This window comes from Streptomyces sp. NPDC058796 (genome assembly GCF_042745235.1).
Taxonomy (GTDB): Bacteria; Actinomycetota; Actinomycetes; order Streptomycetales; family Streptomycetaceae; genus Streptomyces.
The window spans coordinates 76,488-94,839 of the sequence record NZ_JBHYOP010000001.1; the positions used below are offsets into that span (position 1 = coordinate 76,488).

General features: G+C 74.4%; 18 protein-coding genes and 1 pseudogene. 7 read left to right on the forward strand and 12 right to left on the reverse strand.

Annotated features, from left to right (window positions below):
• Positions 1–196: 196 nt before the first annotated feature.
• A complete protein-coding gene (locus ACFW47_RS00330) occupies positions 197–928 on the reverse strand; it encodes a VIT1/CCC1 transporter family protein (RefSeq protein ID WP_386282592.1) in 732 nt (243 codons plus the stop codon).
• Positions 929–1,161: 233 nt separating this feature from the next.
• On the opposite strand from ACFW47_RS00330, the pseudogene ACFW47_RS00335 reads away from it, so the two are divergent.
• The 6 genes and pseudogenes from ACFW47_RS00335 to ACFW47_RS00360 all read left to right on the forward strand — a co-directional run.
• Positions 1,162–2,169: pseudogene (locus ACFW47_RS00335) on the forward strand (ADP-ribosylglycohydrolase family protein); the annotation flags it as partial.
• Positions 2,170–2,747: 578 nt separating this feature from the next.
• Positions 2,748–4,031, forward strand: coding sequence for an ADP-ribosylglycohydrolase family protein (locus ACFW47_RS00340; protein ID WP_386304166.1), 1,284 nt, complete (start codon positions 2,748–2,750; stop codon positions 4,029–4,031).
• Positions 4,028–5,209 (forward strand): ADP-ribosylglycohydrolase family protein, encoded by a 1,182-nt coding sequence (locus ACFW47_RS00345; protein ID WP_386282597.1) that lies wholly within the window; start codon positions 4,028–4,030, stop codon positions 5,207–5,209. Before ACFW47_RS00340 ends, ACFW47_RS00345 begins: the two co-directional genes overlap by 4 nt.
• On the forward strand, positions 5,197–6,573 hold the full coding sequence (locus tag ACFW47_RS00350) for an ADP-ribosylglycohydrolase family protein (RefSeq protein WP_386304169.1): 1,377 nt from the start codon (positions 5,197–5,199) through the stop codon (positions 6,571–6,573). Before ACFW47_RS00345 ends, ACFW47_RS00350 begins: the two co-directional genes overlap by 13 nt.
• Positions 6,555–7,781: a CaiB/BaiF CoA transferase family protein gene (locus tag ACFW47_RS00355; protein ID WP_386304171.1), complete on the forward strand. Its 1,227-nt coding sequence runs from the start codon at positions 6,555–6,557 to the stop codon at positions 7,779–7,781. The genes ACFW47_RS00350 and ACFW47_RS00355 overlap by 19 nt, the downstream gene beginning before the upstream one ends.
• Entirely contained in the window at positions 7,778–8,602 is an 825-nt protein-coding gene (locus tag ACFW47_RS00360; RefSeq protein WP_386282605.1) for an HpcH/HpaI aldolase/citrate lyase family protein, read from the forward strand. Before ACFW47_RS00355 ends, ACFW47_RS00360 begins: the two co-directional genes overlap by 4 nt.
• Before the next feature lie 59 nt (positions 8,603–8,661).
• On the opposite strand, the gene lgt is transcribed toward ACFW47_RS00360, so the two are convergent.
• From lgt to hisI, 11 genes are all read right to left on the reverse strand, one after another.
• Complete coding sequence (gene lgt, locus ACFW47_RS00365; RefSeq protein WP_386304173.1) at positions 8,662–9,657, reverse strand: prolipoprotein diacylglyceryl transferase; 996 nt, start codon at positions 9,655–9,657, stop codon at positions 8,662–8,664.
• A gap of 73 nt (positions 9,658–9,730) precedes the next feature.
• Positions 9,731–10,501, reverse strand: coding sequence for a DsbA family protein (locus ACFW47_RS00370; RefSeq protein WP_386282609.1), 771 nt, complete (start codon positions 10,499–10,501; stop codon positions 9,731–9,733).
• An 86-nt stretch (positions 10,502–10,587) separates the two neighbouring features.
• Positions 10,588–11,403, reverse strand: a complete 816-nt coding sequence (trpA, locus tag ACFW47_RS00375; RefSeq protein WP_386282612.1) for a tryptophan synthase subunit alpha — start codon at positions 11,401–11,403, stop codon at positions 10,588–10,590.
• Positions 11,400–12,683, reverse strand: a complete 1,284-nt coding sequence (gene trpB, locus ACFW47_RS00380; RefSeq protein WP_386282615.1) for a tryptophan synthase subunit beta — start codon at positions 12,681–12,683, stop codon at positions 11,400–11,402. Before trpB ends, trpA begins: the two co-directional genes overlap by 4 nt.
• A gap of 111 nt (positions 12,684–12,794) precedes the next feature.
• A complete protein-coding gene (trpM, locus tag ACFW47_RS00385) occupies positions 12,795–12,989 on the reverse strand; it encodes a tryptophan biosynthesis modulator TrpM (protein ID WP_386304176.1) in 195 nt (64 codons plus the stop codon).
• Positions 12,990–13,010: 21 nt separating this feature from the next.
• Complete coding sequence (gene trpC, locus ACFW47_RS00390) at positions 13,011–13,820, reverse strand: indole-3-glycerol phosphate synthase TrpC (RefSeq protein ID WP_073721889.1); 810 nt, start codon at positions 13,818–13,820, stop codon at positions 13,011–13,013.
• Positions 13,821–13,947: 127 nt separating this feature from the next.
• Complete coding sequence (locus ACFW47_RS00395) at positions 13,948–14,454, reverse strand: DUF2752 domain-containing protein (protein ID WP_386282621.1); 507 nt, start codon at positions 14,452–14,454, stop codon at positions 13,948–13,950.
• 85 nt (positions 14,455–14,539) lie between these two features.
• On the reverse strand, positions 14,540–14,791 hold the full coding sequence (locus ACFW47_RS00400) for an HGxxPAAW family protein (protein WP_272585344.1): 252 nt from the start codon (positions 14,789–14,791) through the stop codon (positions 14,540–14,542).
• 153 nt (positions 14,792–14,944) lie between these two features.
• Positions 14,945–15,586 (reverse strand): TIGR02234 family membrane protein, encoded by a 642-nt coding sequence (locus ACFW47_RS00405; protein WP_386282623.1) that lies wholly within the window; start codon positions 15,584–15,586, stop codon positions 14,945–14,947.
• A gap of 62 nt (positions 15,587–15,648) precedes the next feature.
• Entirely contained in the window at positions 15,649–17,148 is a 1,500-nt protein-coding gene (locus ACFW47_RS00410; RefSeq protein ID WP_386304806.1) for an anthranilate synthase component I, read from the reverse strand.
• 47 nt (positions 17,149–17,195) lie between these two features.
• Entirely contained in the window at positions 17,196–17,621 is a 426-nt protein-coding gene (gene hisI / locus ACFW47_RS00415) for a phosphoribosyl-AMP cyclohydrolase (protein WP_386282625.1), read from the reverse strand.
• Between the two features lie 81 nt (positions 17,622–17,702).
• On the opposite strand from hisI, the gene ACFW47_RS00420 reads away from it, so the two are divergent.
• Complete coding sequence (locus tag ACFW47_RS00420) at positions 17,703–18,338, forward strand: TIGR03085 family metal-binding protein (RefSeq protein ID WP_386304180.1); 636 nt, start codon at positions 17,703–17,705, stop codon at positions 18,336–18,338.
• Positions 18,339–18,352 lie beyond the last annotated feature (14 nt).

The window sequence follows — 18,352 nt, forward strand, 5'->3', positions numbered from 1 at the left end:
CGGGGACCGAGGCGGACAGATCGGTGTCCGTCGGTCCAGGGGCGCGGAGGGAGCTTCGTCGCCCACTCCGCGGGTGCGCGGCGGGCCTCATTGCTCACAGCGCTTCCGGCTCATGCCCGGGGATCACGCGCTCGAAACCAGCGAGTAGCAACTTCCGCGACTACTTATGCGGTCCGACGCATAAGTTCGAGCCGGGCTATCCTACGGCCGTTCCGAACAGGCTGCCCAGGGCGTACGTCACACCGGCCGCGGCGCCACCGAGGGCGAGCTGCCGCAGACCGCTGTACCACCAGCTGCGCGCCGTCACCTTGGCGACCACCGCGCCGCACAGGAACAGTCCGGCCAGCGCGAGCAGTACGGCGGGCCACAGCGCACTGGCGCCGAGCAGGAACGGCAGCACGGGAAGCAGCGCGCCGAGCGCGAAGGAGCCGAACGAGGACACGGCCGCGACCAGCGGGGACGGCAGGTCGGAGGGGTCGACGCCCAGCTCCTCGCGGGCGTGTATCTCCAGGGCCTGCTCGGGGTCGCGCGACAACTGCCGGGCGACCTCGCGCGCGAGGCCGGCGTCCACCCCCCGAGCCTCGTAGAGCGCGGCGAGCTCGGCCTCCTCGTCCGCCGGGTGCTTGCGCAGCTCGCGGCGCTCGACGTCCAGCTCGGCCTCGACGAGCTCGCGCTGCGAGGCGACGGAGGTGTACTCGCCGGCGGCCATGGAGAAGGCGCCGGCGGCGAGACCCGCGAGCCCGCTGATCACCACGGTCTGCTGACTCGCCGTACCGCCCGCGACACCGGTCATCAGGGCGAGGTTGGAGACCAGGCCGTCCATCGCGCCGAAGACGGCCGGGCGCAGCCAGCCGCCGTTCACGTCACGGTGGGTGTGGTTGTCGCGGTGCGCCTCGTGCAGCGCCGCCTCGGTCTCGATGATGGCCATGCGGGCCCCCCGGAAAGCTAGTTTGGACTGGGTCTACTTTTTAACAACACCCAATCTACGCCGCTCATTTCCGCTCCGCCAGCAAGGAAAGGCTGGGCTTACCTGCGGTTTTACCCTTCCTCGCTCATCCGCGATCTTGCCCGCACACAAGTCGTCCGGGTGACGCTGGGGTCCGCGAGGCTGCGACGCGTGCGGCACCGGGGACACATCCGCAAAGGGAGAGGAGAGGCCCCATGGCATCCACCGCCTGCGTTCCCCCGGCCCCCGCGCCCGGGGGCGCCGTCGGACTCCGCGAGCGGGCCCGGGGCGCACTGCTGGGCCTGGCCGTCGGGGACGCCCTCGGAGCGCCGGCCGAGAACATGAAGCCCTCCGAGATCCGGGCCCGCTGGGGACGCATCACGGACTTCGTGGCCCGCGACCCGGCCGGCACCGACGACACCGAGTACGCGATCTTCTCCGGTCTGCTGCTGGCCAGGTACGGCGCCGCGCTCACCCCGGCCCATGTGGAGACGGCCTGGCACGAGTGGATCGCGGACCGGGAGGAGGGCCCCTTCCGGGGCGCGGGCTTCAGCGAGCGCGGCACCCTGGAGAACCTGCGCCGCGGGCTGGCCGCCCCCATCTCCGCGCAGCACCGCCACGCGTGGAGCGACGGGCTGGCCATGCGGGCCGCGCCGCACGGCGTGTTCGCGGCGGGCCGTCCCGCCGAGGCAGCCCGGCTGGTGGCGATCGACGGCTCGGTCAGCCACGACGGCGAGGGCATCTACGGCGGCCAGGCGGTGGCGGCGGGGGTCGCGGCGGCGATGGCGGGGGCGCCGACCGACGCGGTGGTGGCCTCCGCGCTGGCCGTCGTCCCGGAGGACTCCTGGACGGCCCGCTGTCTGCGCCGGGCGATGACGGCGGCCCACCTCGGCGAACGCGCCGTCCGCTCCGCGGTGGTCATCGGCGGCTACCCCTGGACCGACCTGGCCCCCGAGGCGGTCGCCCTCGCCTTCGGCGCGTACGCGGCGGCCGACGGCGACTTCACGGACGCGGTGCTGACGGCCGTCAACATGGGGCGCGACGCCGACACCACGGCGGCGGTGGCGGGCGCCCTGGCCGGCGCGACCCGGGGTGCCGCCGCGATCCCGGCCGAGTGGGCGTCGGCGATCGGCCCGGCCCGCGGCAGCTGCCTGCCGGCGATGGCGGGCCACCATGTGCTGGAGGTGGCGGACCTGCTGACGCGAGCGGCGGCTCCCGGAGAGGCCGCCGGAGCGCTCCCGGCGGGTGACGCCCGCGCACCGGACGGGTACGGCGCGCCCTCCGGGCCCCCGGGCGTCGGCTCCGCGCCGGGCGACCCGCCGGAGATCACCGCCCCCGCACACCCTGTACCGCCCGGACCCCAGGGCAACGGCTCCGCGCCGGGCGACCCTCCGGGCATCACCGCCTGCGTGCACCGTGTGCCGGCCGGGCTCCAGGGCAGCGCCCCCGCACCGGCCACACCACCAAGCGCCCACGCGAACGCCGTACGGCACGAGGCGAGCACCGCCGGCACCGCCGGCACACGAACCGCCCCACCCACCGCGAACACCAGCGCCACACCGATCGAGCCCCCCACAGCCGAGGACAACGCCGTACGCACCGACGAAGAGCCGTCGTCGGACGGCACCCCCGGTACGGGCGGCGACGGCGTGCGGGGCGCGGGAGCCCTTCCGGGCGGCCAGAACGCCGCACGCGCCGTCGGACGGGCCGCCGTACCCACCGGTACGGCCGATCCGGCCCCGGCACGGGGCAAGGCCCCCGGCGCGCACCCCGGCGACGCGGTCGCGGCGGAGGCGGCGCCGTGAGCAGGGGGCGGCCCGGCGGGGAGGAACCGGCCACCACCGCGTACGTCGCCCCGGCCGACGTGCCGGAGGGGTCCCCGCCCGCCGGGAGCGGGCACCGGCCGGTGCCCGAGACCGCCCCGGCGACCCGCACCACCGTGCGGCCCGAGCACGCTGCCGGCGACCGTGTCGAGGGCCTTCTCCTCGGGCTGGCCGCCGGAGACGCCGCCGGGTGGCCCGCCGCCCGGCACCGGGCCGCGCGGATGCCCGAGTGGACCCGCCGCCTCACTCGCGAGCTGGACACCTTCGCCGAACAGAACGCCACCACCACCCTCCCCGTGCCCATCGCCCTGAACCAGCCCCCGGAGCCGCTGCGCCTCGGCCCCTCCGACGACGCGGAGTGGGCGGCGTTCGCGGCGGAGACGGTGCTGCGGGCCGGGGACGACGGCGCGCTCGGGGACCTGAGCCGGGAGCGGCGGATGCGGGCCGCGATCGACCTGACCTGGAACGCCGCCGCCAGCGAGGTGGCCGCGGCGACGGAACGCGCCCCGGAGCCGGAGTCGGCGGTACTGCCGCTGCGGGCCCGCATCTCGGTCCGGGCCGGTCTCGGAAACCTCGCCGCCGGTCTGCGCCCGCCCGCCACCGGCCACGACAACCCGCACTACTTCGACGACGCCGCCTGCGTCCGCGCCTGCGTCCTCGCCGTCGCCCACCCCGGCGACCCGCGGCCCGCAGCCGACCTGGCCGAGTTCGACGCCCGCTACACCCAGGACGGCGACGGGGTGCACGGCGCCCGCGCCATGGCGGCGGCACTGGCCCGCGCCCTCGGCGGCGGCGACGTACGCGCCTGCGTCACGGCCGCGCTCGCCGAACTGCCCCCGGAGACGGAGATCGGCCGCAACGCCCGCCAGGCGCTGGCCCTCGCTGCGGACGCGGAGAGCACGTTCGCGCTGGTCCCGCTGCTGGAGCACCAGATCGTCGACCACGTCTACAGCTACGGCATCGCCGCCGCCGAGACCGTCCCGGTCGCCCTCGCCCTGACCGTCGCCGCCGAAGGCCGCATCGCTGAGGCGGTACCGGCGGCGGCCTGCCTCTCCCGGGTCGCGGACTCCGCCCCCGCGCTGGCCGGCGCCCTCACCGGCGCGCTGGGCGGCGGCGCGGCGATCCCCGCCTCCTGGCGCGAGACCTGCCGCACGCTCCCCGGCTGCGTACTGCCCCGGCTCACCGGCACCGACCTGGTCGAGCTCGCCGGACTCCTGCACGCACGCACCGGCCCCGACCGGAAAGGACCGCACCGGACATGAGGGACGACATCAGGACACCCAGCACCGCCACCGCGTCCCTGGAGGAACGCGTCACCGGCGCCCTCGTCGGCGCGGCCGTCGGCGACGCGCTCGGCGGCCCCGTCGAGGGCTACTCCCCCGCCCAGATCCTCGAACGCCACGGCGGCCGCGTGAACGGGATCGTCGGCCCCTGGAACGGCGATGCCTGGCGCACCGCCCGCCCCATCGCCCCGTACCACAAGGGCGACGGCCACGTCACCGACGACACCCTGATGACCCACGCTCTGGTCCGGGTCTACGGCACGGTCCGCGACCACCTCGACGCCCACGCCGTCGCCGAACACCTGGTCCCGGACCTGATGACCAACCCGCGCTGGATCCCTGAGCTGGAGGCCGAGGCGCTCCCCCTCCAGCGGATCTTCCTGGCGGAGAAGTGGCTGGTGGCCCGGCTCCACTACGGCCACGTCGACCCGCGCGAGGCGGGCACCGGCAACATCGTCAACTGCGGTGCCGCGATGTACATGGCCCCGGTCGGCCTGGTCAACGCCGGGAACCCGGCCGCCGCCTACGCCGAGGCGCTGGACGTCGCGGGCGCGCACCAGTCGTCGTACGGCCGTGAGGCGGCCGGGGTCCTCGCGGCGGCGGTGGCCGCGGCCTGCGTCCCCGGCGCGACGCCGGACTCGGTGGTGACCGCCTGTCTGTCGCTGGCGAAGGACGGCACGCGGGCGGCGATCGAGGCGGTCTGCGAAGTCGCCGCGCGGTACTCGGACTTCGAGTCGGCGCTGACGCCGCTGCGGGAGGCGGTCGCCCCGTACGACACGGTCGGCCCCGACTACCGCGCCCCCTCGCTCGGCGCCCGCCGCCCGTCCCGGCTGCACGCGATCGAGGAACTGCCCGTCGCCCTCGGCATGCTGCTCGTCTCCGGCGGCGACTGGCGGCACGCGGTCCTGGGCGCGGTGAACTACGGCCGCGACTGCGACTCCATCGCCACGATGGCGGGCGCTCTGGCCGGGGCGCTGGGCTCACCGGTGCCTCAGGAGTGGGCGAAGACGGTCGCGGAGGCGAGCCGGCTCGACCTGTGGGCACCGGCGGCGACGCTCACCGGGGTGGCGCGCGAGGTCTTCCGGCGCGACGTGCGGCGGCGGCGCGCCCACGAGGAGGCGTTCGCCGCGATCGGAGGCGCGGGATGCTCCGGCTGACCTGGGTCCAGCCCGAGGACCTGATCGGACACGAGTTGCGCCAGGCGCGGCTGGACGGCCGCAACCCCTCGGCGGTCGCGGCCCGCTGGCGGGCGGCGGGCGGCGGCGAGGCCCCGCCCCGGGCAGGCGCCTCCACCCGGCCGGCCTCCCCCTGCCTCCGCATCCTCGCGAAGGACCTCCTGGACGAACTCGCCGACCTGCCCAGCCCCATGGCGGACACCGAGCCGACGGACCTCGACCGGATCACGGCACTGTGCCCCGACTGGCCCTCCCCCGCGTCGCCCGCACCCGTGTCCCCGGCCCGGCTGGAAGCCGCCTGGCTCGGCCGGGCCGCCGGCTGCCTCCTGGGCAAACCCGTCGAAAAGCTCCCCCTGACCGGCATCCGCCTCCTCGGCCGGGCCGCCGGCAACTGGCCCCCGACCGGCTACTTCACCGCCCGAGGAGTCCCGGCCGACCTCCTCGCCGCCCACCCCTGGAACCGCCGCTCGGCGCCCACGTCCCTGGCCGAGAACATCGACGGGATGCCCGAGGACGACGACCTCAACTACCCCCTCCTCAACCTGCGGATCCTGCAACGCCACGGCCGGGCCTTCACCACCACCGACGTGGCCCGCGTCTGGCTCGACGAACTCCCCGCAGGCCGCACCTTCACCGCCGAACGCGTCGCCTACCGCAACCTCCTCTCCGGCCTCGAACCCCCGCACACCGCCCGCCACCGCAACCCGTTCCGCGAGTGGATCGGCGCCTTGATCCGCGCCGACGTGCACGGCTGGACCAACCCCGGCGACCCGGCCGCCGCCGCCGAGCAGGCCCACCGGGACGCCACCCTCACCCACACGGCCAACGGCGTCTACGCGGCGATGTTCGCGGCGGCCGTCCTCGCCACCGCCGCCACCGGCGCGCACGACGTCCACGCCTGCCTGCGCGCCGGCCTCGCGGTCGTACCGCCCGGCTCCCGCCTCGCCGAAGCCGTCCGCCACGGCGTCCACCTCGCCGAGGCCCACCCCGACTTCGACACGGTCGTGGACGCCCTCCACGCCCGTCACTGGCCAGCCCACCACTGGGTGCACGCCGTCCCCAACACCGCGCTGGTCGCCGCCGCCCTCACCCACGCGGACGGCGACTTCACCGGCTCGGTCTCCCGCGCGGTGTCGGGCGGCTGGGACACCGACTCCAACGGCGCCACCGCCGGCAGCGTCGCCGGGCTTCTCGCCGGTTCGCCCGCCGCGCTGCCCGAGCACTGGACGGCCCCGCTGAAGAACCGCCTGGCCACCTCGGTCGGCGACTTCGACGGCATCGGTTTCGACACCCTCGCCCACCTCACCCACCGGGAGGCCACCCGCCCATGCCCGAGCCCCTCATGACCGCCGCTCCCGCCTCCCCGGCCACCGCACCGCTGAGCGGCCTGCGCGTCCTCGACCTCGCCACGCTCTTCGCGGGCCCGCTGGCCGCCACCATGCTCGGTGACTTCGGCGCCGAGGTGATCAAGGTGGAGCATCCCGGCCGCCCCGACCCGTCCCGGGGGCACGGCCCGTCCAAGGACGGCGTCGGCCTGTGGTGGAAGGTGCTGGGCCGCAACAAGCGCACCATCACCCTGGACCTGTCCAAGCCCGCCGGCCGCACCACCCTGCTCCGCCTCGCCGCGACCGCGGACGTCGTCGTCGAGAACTTCCGCCCCGGCACCCTGGAGAAGTGGGACCTGGGCTGGGAGGAGCTGTCCGCCGTCAATCCGCGCCTGGTCCTCACCCGCGTCACCGGCTTCGGTCAGTTCGGCCCGTACGCGCGCCGCCCCGGCTTCGGCACCCTCGCCGAGGCCATGAGCGGCTTCGCCGCGATGACCGGCGAGCCCGACGCGCCCCCGACGCTGCCCCCGTTCGGCCTCGCCGACTCCATCGCCGCGCTGGCGACCGCGTACGCCGTGATGACGGCGCTGGCCGCCCGGGACCGCACCGGCGAGGGCCAGGTGGTCGACATGGCGATCATCGAGCCGATCCTGACCGTGCTCGGCCCCCAGCCCACCTGGTACGACCAGCTCGGCCACGTCCAGCCCCGCACCGGCAACCGCTCCCAGAACAACGCGCCCCGCAACACCTACCGGACCGCCGACGGCACGTGGGTCGCCGTCTCCACCTCCGCGCAGTCGGTCGCCGAGCGCGTGATGCGGCTGGTGGGCCGGCCGGAGCTGATCGACGAGCCCTGGTTCGGGTCGGGCGCCGGCCGGGCCCGGCACGCCGACGTGCTGGACGCGGCGGTCGGCGACTGGATCGCCCGGCACAGCCGCGCCGACGTGCTCGCCGCCTTCGAGAAGGCCGAGGCGGCCGTCGCCCCGGTCCAGGACGTGCGGGACGTGATGGCCGACCCGCAGTACCGGGCCCTCGACACGGTCACCACCGTCGACGATCCCGAGCTGGGCCCGCTGCGCATGCAGAACGTCCTCTTCCGGCTCTCCGCCACCCCGGGCGCGATCCGCTGGGCGGGCCGCCCGCACGGTGCGGACACCGAGGAGGTGCTGACCGAGCTGGGTCTCGCCCCGGCGGACGTGAAAGAGCTGCGTGAGGAGGGCGTCGTATGACCGCACCCCCGTTGACCTGGCTGTACGTCCCCGGGGACCGGCCCCCGGTGGTCGCCAAGGCGCTGGCAGCGGGTGCCGACGTGGTGGTGATCGACTTGGAGGACGCGGTCGCCCCCGACCGCAAGGAGTACGCCCGCGAGGCCACCGCCGAACTGCTCACCGAGCCGCAGCCGGTGCCGGTCCACGTCCGCGTCAACGCCCTGGACGGTCCCCTGGCCGCGGCCGACCTGGCGGCGCTGGCCGCGCTGCCGGGACTGTCCGGGCTGCGGCTGCCCAAGGTGACCTCCCCGGAGCAGGTCACCGGCGTCGCGGCGGCCACCGGCGGGCCGCCCCTGTACGCGCTGCTGGAGACGGCGCTGGGCGTGGAGCGGGCCTACCGGATCGCCGCCGCCCACCCGTCGCTGCGCGGCATCGCGCTCGGGGAGGCCGATCTCCGCGCCGACCTGGGGGTGCGCGGGGACACGGGGCTGGACTGGTCGCGCGCACGGGTGGTCGTGGCCGCGCGGGCGGCAGGTCTGGCGCCGCCCTCACAGACGGTGCATCCGGACACCCGGGACCTGGAGGGGCTGGCGGCGTCCTGCGCGCACGGCCGGGCCCTGGGCTTCCTCGGCCGCGCGGCGATCCACCCCCGTCAGCTGCCGATCATCGAACGGGCCTACCTGCCGACCGAGCGGGAGCTGGAGGAGGCGGAGACGATCGTGAAGGCGGCCACCGCGCAGCCGGGGGCGCTGGCCCTTCCGGACGGTCGGTTCGTGGACGCGGCGGTGGTGGCGACGGCCCAGCGCACGCTGTCGCTGGCCCGGCGGCCCGCACTGTCGTGACACATGTCGAAGGGTGCCCGGAAGATTCCGGGCACCCTTCGACGGTGTACGCGGCGCGGTCAGCCCTTCTTGGCGGAGTCGGCCCCGTCCTTCACGTCCTTGGCGGCGTCCTCGGCGCCCCTGGCGGCCTCTGTGTCCCCGGCGTCCCCGGCGTCCGCCGATCCGTCGCCCTCGGGGTGCTGGGAGTTCTCCGAGTCGCTGTCCGCGTCCGCCGCCACGGCGTCGCCGCCGGTCGCTTCCGCGCCGGGCTCGACCACGGCCTCCCGGCCAGGCCGCATCCGCGCCGAGAGCACGATGTACACCACGGCGAGCAGGAAGACGAACAGCGCTGTCCAGTTGTTCAGCCGCAGGCCCAGGATGTGGTGGGCGTCGTCGACGCGCATGTACTCGATCCAGAAGCGGCCCGCGCAGTAGGCCGCGACGTACAGGGCGAACGCCCGTCCGTGGCCCAGCTTGAAGCGGCGGTCGGCCCAGATGACGAGCACGGCGACGCCGATGCACCACAGGGACTCGTACAGGAAGGTCGGGTGGTACGTGCCGGGCACCCGTCCGTCGGCCGAGGAGGTGATCTCCACGGCCCAGGGCAGGTCGGTGGCCTTGCCGTAGAGCTCCTGGTTGAACCAGTTGCCCCAGCGGCCGATGGCCTGCGCGAGGGCGATGCCGGGAGCGACGGCGTCCGCGTAGGCGGGCATCGGGATGCCCCGGCGCCGGGCGCCGATCCAGGCGCCCAGCGCACCGAAGGCGATCGCGCCCCAGATGCCGAGTCCGCCCTCCCAGATCTTGAAGGCGTCGACCCAGTCACGGCCCTCGCTGAAGTACAGCTGGTAGTCCGTGATCACGTGGTAGAGCCGGCCGCCGATCAGACCGAAGGGAACGGCCCAGACAGCGATGTCGGCCACCGTGCCGGCCCGGCCGCCGCGGGCGATCCAGCGCCTGTTGCCGAGCCAGACGGCGACGAAGACACCGATGATGATGCAGAACGCGTAGCCGCGCAGCGGAACGGGGCCGAGGTACAGCACCCCGCTCGACGGGCTGGGAATGAAGGCAAGTTCCATGGCAGGGTCGACGCTACCGTGTCGGGCGGTACCCGCGGCGGGCAGCCCGGCTACGGGTCCGTAACACCGTCCCTCACTTGTTGGCGTCCTCCACCAGCTGCTTGAGCTTCGCCGGGGTCATGGAGCGGTCCTGGTAGATGTTCTTGCCGTCCAGGAGGACGGTGGGCGTGCCGCTGAAGCCGCCGGTGCGGAAGGCCTCGTTGGACTTCTCCACCCAGCTGTTGTGCGTGCCGTTCTTCACGCACTCCTGGAAGAGGGTGGTGTCGAGGCCGTCGACCTTGCCCGCCAGGTCGATCAGCTTGTCCTCGTCGGCGTAGGCGTCGTCGGTCTCGGCGGGCTGGTTGGTGAACAGCACGTCGTGGTAGGCCGGGAACTCGCCGGCGTCCTGGGCGCAGGCCGCGGCGTTGGCGGCCTTGCGGGAGCCGGTGCCGCCCATGTTGCCGTCGATGATGGTCGCCAGGTGGTACTCGACCTTGAGCTGCCCGGCGTCGGTGAGCTCGTGGATCGTGTCCCGGTACGCCAGCTCGAAGGCCTTGCAGGCCGGGCAGCGGAAGTCCTCCCAGATGACGAGAGTCGACTGGGCGCTCTCCTTGCCGACCGGGATGGCGAGGCTGTCCTTGCCCTGCGCGCCCGAGGGCGCCACGACCGGACCGGACGCCTCGGTGTCGTCCTTGCCCGTGTTGGCGGCGATGACGCCGACCACGGCCGCCAGCCCCAGGACGCCCACCACGCTGGCGCCGACGATCAGCGCGCGGCGGCGCTTGTCCCTGGACTTCTGCTTCTCGCGCTCGGCCGCAAGCTTCTGGCGGGCGGTGCGCTTTCCCTCTCGGTTCTTCTCGCTCACACCCCGCAGAACGAACCGGGGAGGCGCACCGCGCCTCCCCGGTCCCAGGACCACCCGTACGAGGGACCCCTGTCACATGCGTGTCGTCAGGCCTGTCCGCGCACGCCCTTCGCCAGGTCGGCGGCGAGCGCGCGGACGCCCTCCACGCCGGCCGCGTCGTCGGGGGCGTCCAGCATGCGCTTGACGAACGCCGAGCCGACGATCACGCCGTCGGCGAATCGGGCGACCTCCGCGGCCTGGGCGGCGTTGGAGACGCCGAGCCCGACGCAGACGGGGGTGCCGGTGGTGGCGCGGGTGCGTCGCACCAGGTCCTCGGCCTGCGCGCCGACGGTTTCGCGGGTGCCGGTGACGCCCATCAGGGAGGCGGCGTAGACGAAGCCGCTGCCGGCCGCGGTGATCTCGGCGAGCCGCGCGTCCTTGCTGCTGGGCGCGACCACGAAGACCGTGGCGAGACCGTGCTTGTCGGCGTGCTCCCGCCACAGCGCCGACTCCTGGACCGGCAGGTCGGGCAGGATGCACCCGGCGCCGCCCGCCTCGGCCAGCTCGGTGGTGAAGCGCTCCACGCCGTAGCGGTCGATGGGGTTCCAGTACGTCATGACGAGGATCGGCTTGCCGGTGGCCGCGTGGGCCTCCCGGACGGTGCGCATCACGTCGGCGATCTTCACGCCGCCGCGCAGGGCGATGTCGTCGGCGGTCTGGATGACCGGGCCGTCGAGCACCGGGTCGCTGTGCGGCAGGCCGACCTCGACGACGTCGGCGCCGCCGTCGAGCGCGGCCTTGATCGCCGCGATGCCGCCGTCCACGGTCGGGAAGCCGGCCGGGAGGTAGGCGATGAGGGCGGAGCGGCCCTCGGCCTTCGCCGCGGCGAGGGTCTCGTCCAGCAGCCGTACGTTCCCGCTCACTTGGCGTCCCCCTCGATCTCGGCGGCGCCGGAGGCATCCTCTGCGACCTCGGCGTCGGTGTCGTACAGCCCGAAGTAGCGGGCGGCGGTGTCCATGTCCTTGTCGCCGCGGCCGGACAGGTTGACGACGATCAGCCCGTCCTCGCCCAGCTCCCTGCCGACCTCCAGGGCGCCGGCCAGCGCGTGCGCGGACTCGATGGCCGGGATGATGCCCTCGGTGCGCGACAGCAGGCGCAGCGCCTGCATGGCGGCGTCGTCGGTGACCGCGCGGTACTCGCCGCGGCCGGAGTCCTTGAGGTAGGCGTGCTCGGGGCCGATGCCCGGGTAGTCGAGGCCGGCCGAGATCGAGTACGGCTCGGTGATCTGGCCCTCGTCGTCCTGGAGGACGTAGGACCGGGAGCCGTGCAGGATGCCGGGCTCGCCCGCGGTCAGGGTGGCCGCGTGCTCGCCGGTCTCCACGCCGTGCCCGGCCGGCTCGCAGCCGATGAGGCGGACGTCCGCGTCGGGGATGAAGGCGTGGAAGAGGCCGATGGCGTTGGAGCCGCCGCCGACGCAGGCGATCGCGGCGTCGGGAAGGCGTCCGGCCTGCTCCAGGAGCTGGCGGCGGGCCTCGACACCGATGACGCGGTGGAAGTCGCGCACCATCGCGGGGAAGGGGTGGGGGCCTGCGACGGTGCCGAAGAGGTAGTGGGTGCGGTCGACGTTGGCGACCCAGTCGCGGAACGCCTCGTTGATCGCGTCCTTCAGCGTGCGGCTGCCCGACTTCACGGCGATGACCTCGGCGCCCAGCATGCGCATGCGGGCCACGTTGAGGGCCTGGCGGCGGGTGTCGATCTCGCCCATGTAGATCGTGCAGTCCAGGCCGAAGAGCGCGCAGGCGGTGGCCGTGGCCACGCCGTGCTGGCCTGCGCCGGTCTCGGCGATCACTCGGGTCTTGCCCATGCGCCTGGTGAGCAGGGCCTGGCCGAGCACGTTGTTGATCTTGTGCGAGCCGGTGTGGTTCAGGTCCTCGCGCTTGAGGAAGATCCTGGCTCCGCCGGCTTCGGCGGCGAAGCGGGGGACCTCGGTGAGGGACGAGGGGCGGCCGGTGTAGTGGACGAGGAGGTCGTCCAGCTCCCGGGCGAACTCGGGGTCGGACTTGGCCTTGTCGTACTCGACGGCCACCTCGTCGACCGCGGCGACGAGGGCCTCGGGGATGAACTTGCCGCCGTACGCCCCGAAGTAGCCTTCGGGGCTGGGGGTTCGACCCTGCGGGTCGGGGATGAAGAAGTTGCTGGGCATGCGTGAACCTCACGGTGAGTGTCTGGTCTGGGCAGATTCGCCGTGGGGGCGGGGGTCATCAGGCTGCGGGCCGTCGCTGGTTGCTCGCGTCCACGCGACGGAGTCGCAGAATCAGTGGAGTCCCGCGCCCCTTACGGGGCGCTGAGGCCATCGCATGCCGTTCACCTGGCCGGGCTCGTCTCCGATGACGTACCGCACCCGGCGGCCGTGGACCCGGCGGGCGGGGGCGCGGCAGCCGCGGGGGCGGCAGCCGCGCGCCAGGCGCGCGTACGGGTCCCGGGGGGCCGGGGTGAGCGGAAGCGTCATGGGGGTCAGCCTACCGGGATGTCAGCCCCGGCCGTGGCGCAGTGCCGGATGTTCGCCGGCGGCGACCAGGTCGGCGACGGCGGTCTTGGGGTCGCGGCCGGTGACCAGGGACTCGCCGACCAGGACGGCGTCGGCGCCCTCGTTGGCGTAGGCGATGAGGTCGTGCGGGCCGCGGACGCCGGACTCGGCGACCTTGACGATGTGCGCGGGAATCTCCGGGGCGACCCGCTCGAAAGTGCCGCGGTCGACCTCCAGCGTCTTCAGGTTGCGCGCGTTGACGCCGATGACCTTGGCGCCGGCGTCCACCGCGCGCTCGACCTCGTCCTCGTCGTGGACCTCGACGAGCGGGGTCAGTCCGATGGACTCGGCGCGCTCGATCAGCGACTCCAGGGCCGGCTGCTCCAGGGCCGCGACGATCAGCAGTACCAGGTCGGCGCCGTGCGCGCGGGCCTCCCAGAGCTGGTACGAGGTGACGATGAAGTCCTTGCGCAGGACCGGGATGTCCACGCGGGCGCGGACGGCCTCCAGGTCGGCCAGCGAGCCGCCGAAGCGGCGCTGCTCGGTCAGGACGGAGATGACGGCGGCGCCGCCCGCCTCGTAGTCCGCGGCGAGGCCGGCCGGGTCGGCGATGGCGGCCAGCGCGCCCTTGGACGGGCTGGAGCGCTTGACCTCGCAGATGACCTTGACGCCGTCGCCGCGCAGGGCGGACACGCCGTCCTTGGCGGGGCGTGCCTTGGCCGCGCGCTCCTTGAGCTCGTCGAGGCTGACGCGCGCCTGCCGCTCCGCGAGGTCGGCACGGACTCCGTCGATGATCTCGTCGAGCACACTCACGCGAGCGGCCCCCTTTCAGACGGCGGTACGTATCGGAACGTATGGTCACTGCGATGGTATCCGGAGCGGAGCGGCGGTCCCGCATCCGGTTGGCCCTGGTTCCACTACCTGGACACCCGGCGGATGATCAAGGACGGAGCCAGCCACCGAACGGCAGGTTCCGGACAACCGTGAAGGCCAGCATCAGCGCGCCCGCCGCCCACAGGTGGACCGGACCGAGGTCGATCCGCATCGGCCGGCCGCGCGCCGCGCGGACCACCCAGACGGCCCAGAGCACGGCGAGGCCGAGGTAGGCGAGGACGGCCGGGGCGTTGGCCTGCAGTGCGGCCGCCACGTCTCCGTGGACGAAGGCGTGGGCGCTGCGCAGGCCGCCGCAGCCGGGGCAGAGGACGCCCGTGAAGCGCAGCAGGGGGCAGACGGGGTAGTGGCCGGGTTCGTTGGGGTCCACGCTTCCGACGTAGGCGAAGGCGCCGGCCACGGTCGCGAGCACGGCGGCCGGGACGGCCAGGCGTCCGAGGAGGGCGGGTCCGCGAGCCGCAGCGGGGGGCTCCGCCGTGCCCCGGGTCACGGTCGTTGCCTGGGTGGGGGTCCTGCTCGGCGTCGGTTTCCCGGTCTCGGCGTCCACGCCGGGCATTCTGCCTCCGGGCGGCCCCGCACGCACGCGAGGGGCGGTCCGGCGCGCTCGTGCCGGTCCGCCCCTCGGGGGGTGCCGTCGCCGGTCAGCCCTTGGCGCCGACCGGCTTGCTGTCGCCGGCGACCTGGTGCACGGGGTGGGTGTGGCGCGGCTGGCCGAGGCCCATCATGCGCATGATGCCGCCCACGGCACCGCCGAGGAGGACGACCGCCATGCCGGCCCAGAAGCCCACCGGCTGGGCCGCCACCATGAACACGCCCGCGATGCAGAAACCGATGAAGGCGATGATGACACCCGTCCAGGCGGCCGGGGTGTGACCGTGGCTGCTGCCCGCCATTGCTTGCTCCTCGTTGCTGTGTGCCAAGTCTGAGCAGGACGCTCGGGATCATTGTCCCGCACGGGCGCGCGCGCCGTGAGCGGGGGTGCTCCCCTCGCGTGCGTGGCGCCGGTCTCGTCCGGGTGCCCAGGAGGGGGGCGGGTGAACCGCGGGTCAGGCGCCGGTCGGGTCCTCGCCGCGGTCGAGGGCCTTCCAGAGGTCCTCGGGGCGGTCCGGGTCGACGGTCTGCGGCCCCCGGCGCGGACGCGGCGTGCCGTCGCGCTCGTAGCGGCCGGACATCGCGGGCCACAGTCGTCCGTAGCGCAGGGCGAGCAGCCCGGCCAGCAGCAGCAGGGCGCCGCCGGCGGCCGCGACGTACGGCCAGGCGGTGTGGGTGAGGGCCTCCACGGTGGCCGAGGTGTCGCCGGCGGCCTCGGCGGCCTTGTCGTCCAGGGCGGAACTGTCGGAAGCGCCGGCCAGGGCCGCGACGACGGTGCCCGCGCCGCTCAGCGCGAGCACGGCGGCGACCGCGAACCGGCCGGTGCGGCGCACGGCGAAGACGGCGACGAGCGCGGCGAGGCCGACTATGGCGAGCGCCGCGGGCACGCCCGTGACGTCGCTGCCCCTGGCGGTCAGCGGGAACGCGCCGCCGGCCACCGTCGCGGTGCCCTCCGACCACTCCTGCCGGGTGGCGAGCAGGGCGACGCCGGCACCGAGCGCGCCGCACAGCAGGGCGACGGCGAGGCTCCGGCGGCCGGACCGGGCGGGTCCTGCGGCTGGGGTACGGGGGTGAGGAACAGCTGTCACGTACTCCACTATCACCCGAACCCCGGGCGAACCGTCACCCGGGGTTCGGAATCCGTGGCGTGAGAATGGCCCTACCGTCCCAGCCGGCTGGCCGTGTGCACCGCGCGGAGCACCGCCGCGGCCTTGTTGCGGCACTCGGTGTCCTCGGCGACCGGGTCGGAGTCGGCGACGACGCCGGCGCCGGCCTGGACGTAGGCGGTGCCGTCGCGCAGCAGGGCGGTGCGGATGGCGATGGCGGTGTCGGAGTCGCCCGCGAAGTCGAGGTAGCCGACGCAGCCGCCGTACAGGCCGCGCCGGGACGGTTCGAGTTCGTCGATGATCTGCAGGGCGCGCGGCTTGGGGGCGCCGGAGAGGGTGCCGGCCGGGAAGCAGGCGGTGAGGACGTCGAAGGCGGTGCGGCCGGCGGCGACGCGGCCGGTGACCGTCGAGACGATGTGCATGACGTGCGAGTACCGCTCGACGGACATGAAGTCGACGACCTCCACGGAGCCGGGTTCGCAGACCCGCCCCAGGTCGTTGCGGCCGAGGTCGACGAGCATCAGGTGCTCGGCGCGCTCCTTGGGGTCGGCGAGCAGTTCCTCGGCGAGGGCCTGGTCCTCCTGCGGGGTGGCGCCCCGGGGACGGGTCCCGGCGATGGGGTGGACCATGGCGCGCCCGTCCTCGACCTTGACCAGCGCCTCCGGCGACGATCCGACGACGTCGAAGCCGTCGAGGCGGAGCAGGTACATGTACGGGGAGGGGTTGGTGGCCCGCAGCACCCGGTACACGTCCAGCGCGCTCGCCGTGCACGGTGTCTCGAAGCGCTGGGAGGGGACGACCTGGAAGGCCTCGCCCGCGCGGATGCGCTCCTTGATGTCCTCGACGGCGTCCTGGAAGTCGGGGCCGCCCCACAGCGCCGTGTACTCGGGCAGCTCGGACGGCGGGAGGGCGGCCGGGGGCTGGGCGACCGCGCGCGTGAGGTCGGCCTCCATGGCGTCCAGGCGGGCGATCGCGTCGGCGTAGGCCTCGTCGACGCCGGTCTCCAGGTCGTTGTGGTTGATCGCGTTGGCGATCAGCAGGACCGAGCCCTCCCAGTGGTCCATGACGGCGAGGTCGCTGGTGAGGAGCATGGTCAGCTCGGGGAGCTTCAGATCGTCGCGCTCGCCGGGGCCGACCTTCTCCAGGCGGCGCACGATGTCGTAGCCGAGGTAGCCGACCATGCCGCCGGTGAAGGGTGGCAGGCCCAGGTCGTGGGCGAGGTCGCGCGGGGTGTGCAGGGCCTCGACGGTGGCGCGCAGGGCGGCGAGCGGGTCGCCGTCGGTGGGGACGCCGACGGGCGGGGTGCCCTGCCAGTGGGCCTGCCCGCCCTTCTCGGTGAGGGTGGCGGCGCTGCGGACTCCGACGAAGGAGTACCGGGACCACTGGAACGCTGTGCGGCCGTTCTCCGCCGACTCCAGGAGGAAGGTACCGGGGCGTTCGGCGGCGAGCTTGCGGTAGAGCGCGACCGGGGTGTCGCCGTCGGCGAGGAGCTTGCGGCTGACCGGGATCACCCGGCGGTCGGCGGCCAGCTTGCGGAAGGTGTCGAGGTCCATGACGTCCATGCGGTCCCTGTGGTCCATGTGGTCCATGTGGGCAGACCCTACTGATCCGCGCCGGGCGTGCCGGAATCCGTGCCGTCCGCACCCGCGTCGAGCAGCACGTCGGCGTCGAAGCAGGTGCGGGCGCCGGTGTGGCAGGCGGCGCCGACCTGGTCGACCTTGACCAGGACGGTGTCGGCGTCGCAGTCCAGGGCGACCGACTTCACCCACTGGAAGTGCCCCGAGGTGTCGCCCTTGACCCAGTACTCCTGGCGGCTGCGCGACCAGTAGGTGCAGCGACCGGTCGTCAGCGTGCGGTGCAGTGCCTCGTCGTCCATCCAGCCGAGCATCAGCACCTCCCCGGTGTCGTACTGCTGGGCGATGGCGGGCAGGAGGCCGTCGGCGCTGCGCTTGAGGCGGTCGGCGATCTGCGGGGCGAGCGGGCTGGGCCGCCGGGAGCTGCCGTCGGTGGAGGAGCTGCTGGTCATGCGCCCATTGTGCCGCGCGGGGCTGACACGCATCGGCGCCGTCCATTGGGCGGACCCGCCGGACGGCCGTAGGCTGACTCCATGTCGACTTTCGCCAAGCGTGAACGACTTCTGCTCGCGGACCTGTTGGAGACGGCGGGGCCGGACGCGCCCACGCTCTGCGAGGGCTGGCGCACCCGGGACCTCGCCGCCCACGTGGTGGTGCGCGAGCGCCGGCCGGACGCCGCCGGGGGCACCTTGATCAAGCAGCTGGCGTCCCGGCTGGACCGGGTCATGGACGAGTACGGCGCGAAGCCGTACGACGAGCTGCTCCAGCTGATCCGCACGGGCCCTCCCCGCTTCTCCCCCTTCCAGCTCAAGCAGGTCGACGAGGCGGCGAACACGGTGGAGTTCTACGTCCACACCGAGGACGTCCGCCGCGCCCAGCCGGACTGGTCGCCGCGCGAGCTGGACCCGGTCTTCCAGGACGCCCTGTGGTCCCGGCTGGAGCGCGCCGCGCGGCTGATGGGCCGGGGCATCCCGACCGGCCTGGTGCTGCGCCGCCCGAACGGCCAGACGACGGTCGCCCACCGGGGCACGCCGGTGGTGACGGCGACGGGCGAGCCGTCCGAGCTGCTGCTGTTCGCGTACGGGCGGCAGAGCGCGGCCAAGGTGGAGCTGGAGGGCGAGGAGGACGCGATCGCCAAGCTGCACGAGGCGAAGCAGCTGGGGATCTGAGGCGGCCCGGGCCG

Bases quoted from the DNA above. Each gene is read 5' to 3' on its own strand.
- ACFW47_RS00330 (WP_386282592.1), bottom strand. From the start codon at position 928: ATGGCCATCATCGAGACCGAGGCGGCGCTGCACGAGGCGCACCGCGAC.
- ACFW47_RS00345 (WP_386282597.1), top strand. From the start codon at position 4,028: ATGAGGGACGACATCAGGACACCCAGCACCGCCACCGCGTCCCTGGAG.
- ACFW47_RS00350 (WP_386304169.1), top strand. From the start codon at position 5,197: ATGCTCCGGCTGACCTGGGTCCAGCCCGAGGACCTGATCGGACACGAG.
- ACFW47_RS00355 (WP_386304171.1), top strand. From the start codon at position 6,555: ATGCCCGAGCCCCTCATGACCGCCGCTCCCGCCTCCCCGGCCACCGCA.
- ACFW47_RS00360 (WP_386282605.1), top strand. From the start codon at position 7,778: ATGACCGCACCCCCGTTGACCTGGCTGTACGTCCCCGGGGACCGGCCC.
- lgt (WP_386304173.1), bottom strand. From the start codon at position 9,657: ATGGAACTTGCCTTCATTCCCAGCCCGTCGAGCGGGGTGCTGTACCTC.
- trpB (WP_386282615.1), bottom strand. From the start codon at position 12,683: ATGCCCAGCAACTTCTTCATCCCCGACCCGCAGGGTCGAACCCCCAGC.
- trpM (WP_386304176.1), bottom strand. From the start codon at position 12,989: ATGACGCTTCCGCTCACCCCGGCCCCCCGGGACCCGTACGCGCGCCTG.
- ACFW47_RS00395 (WP_386282621.1), bottom strand. From the start codon at position 14,454: ATGCCCGGCGTGGACGCCGAGACCGGGAAACCGACGCCGAGCAGGACC.
- ACFW47_RS00400 (WP_272585344.1), bottom strand. From the start codon at position 14,791: ATGGCGGGCAGCAGCCACGGTCACACCCCGGCCGCCTGGACGGGTGTC.
- ACFW47_RS00410 (WP_386304806.1), bottom strand. From the start codon at position 17,148: ATGGACCTCGACACCTTCCGCAAGCTGGCCGCCGACCGCCGGGTGATC.
- hisI (WP_386282625.1), bottom strand. From the start codon at position 17,621: ATGACCAGCAGCTCCTCCACCGACGGCAGCTCCCGGCGGCCCAGCCCG.
- ACFW47_RS00420 (WP_386304180.1), top strand. From the start codon at position 17,703: ATGTCGACTTTCGCCAAGCGTGAACGACTTCTGCTCGCGGACCTGTTG.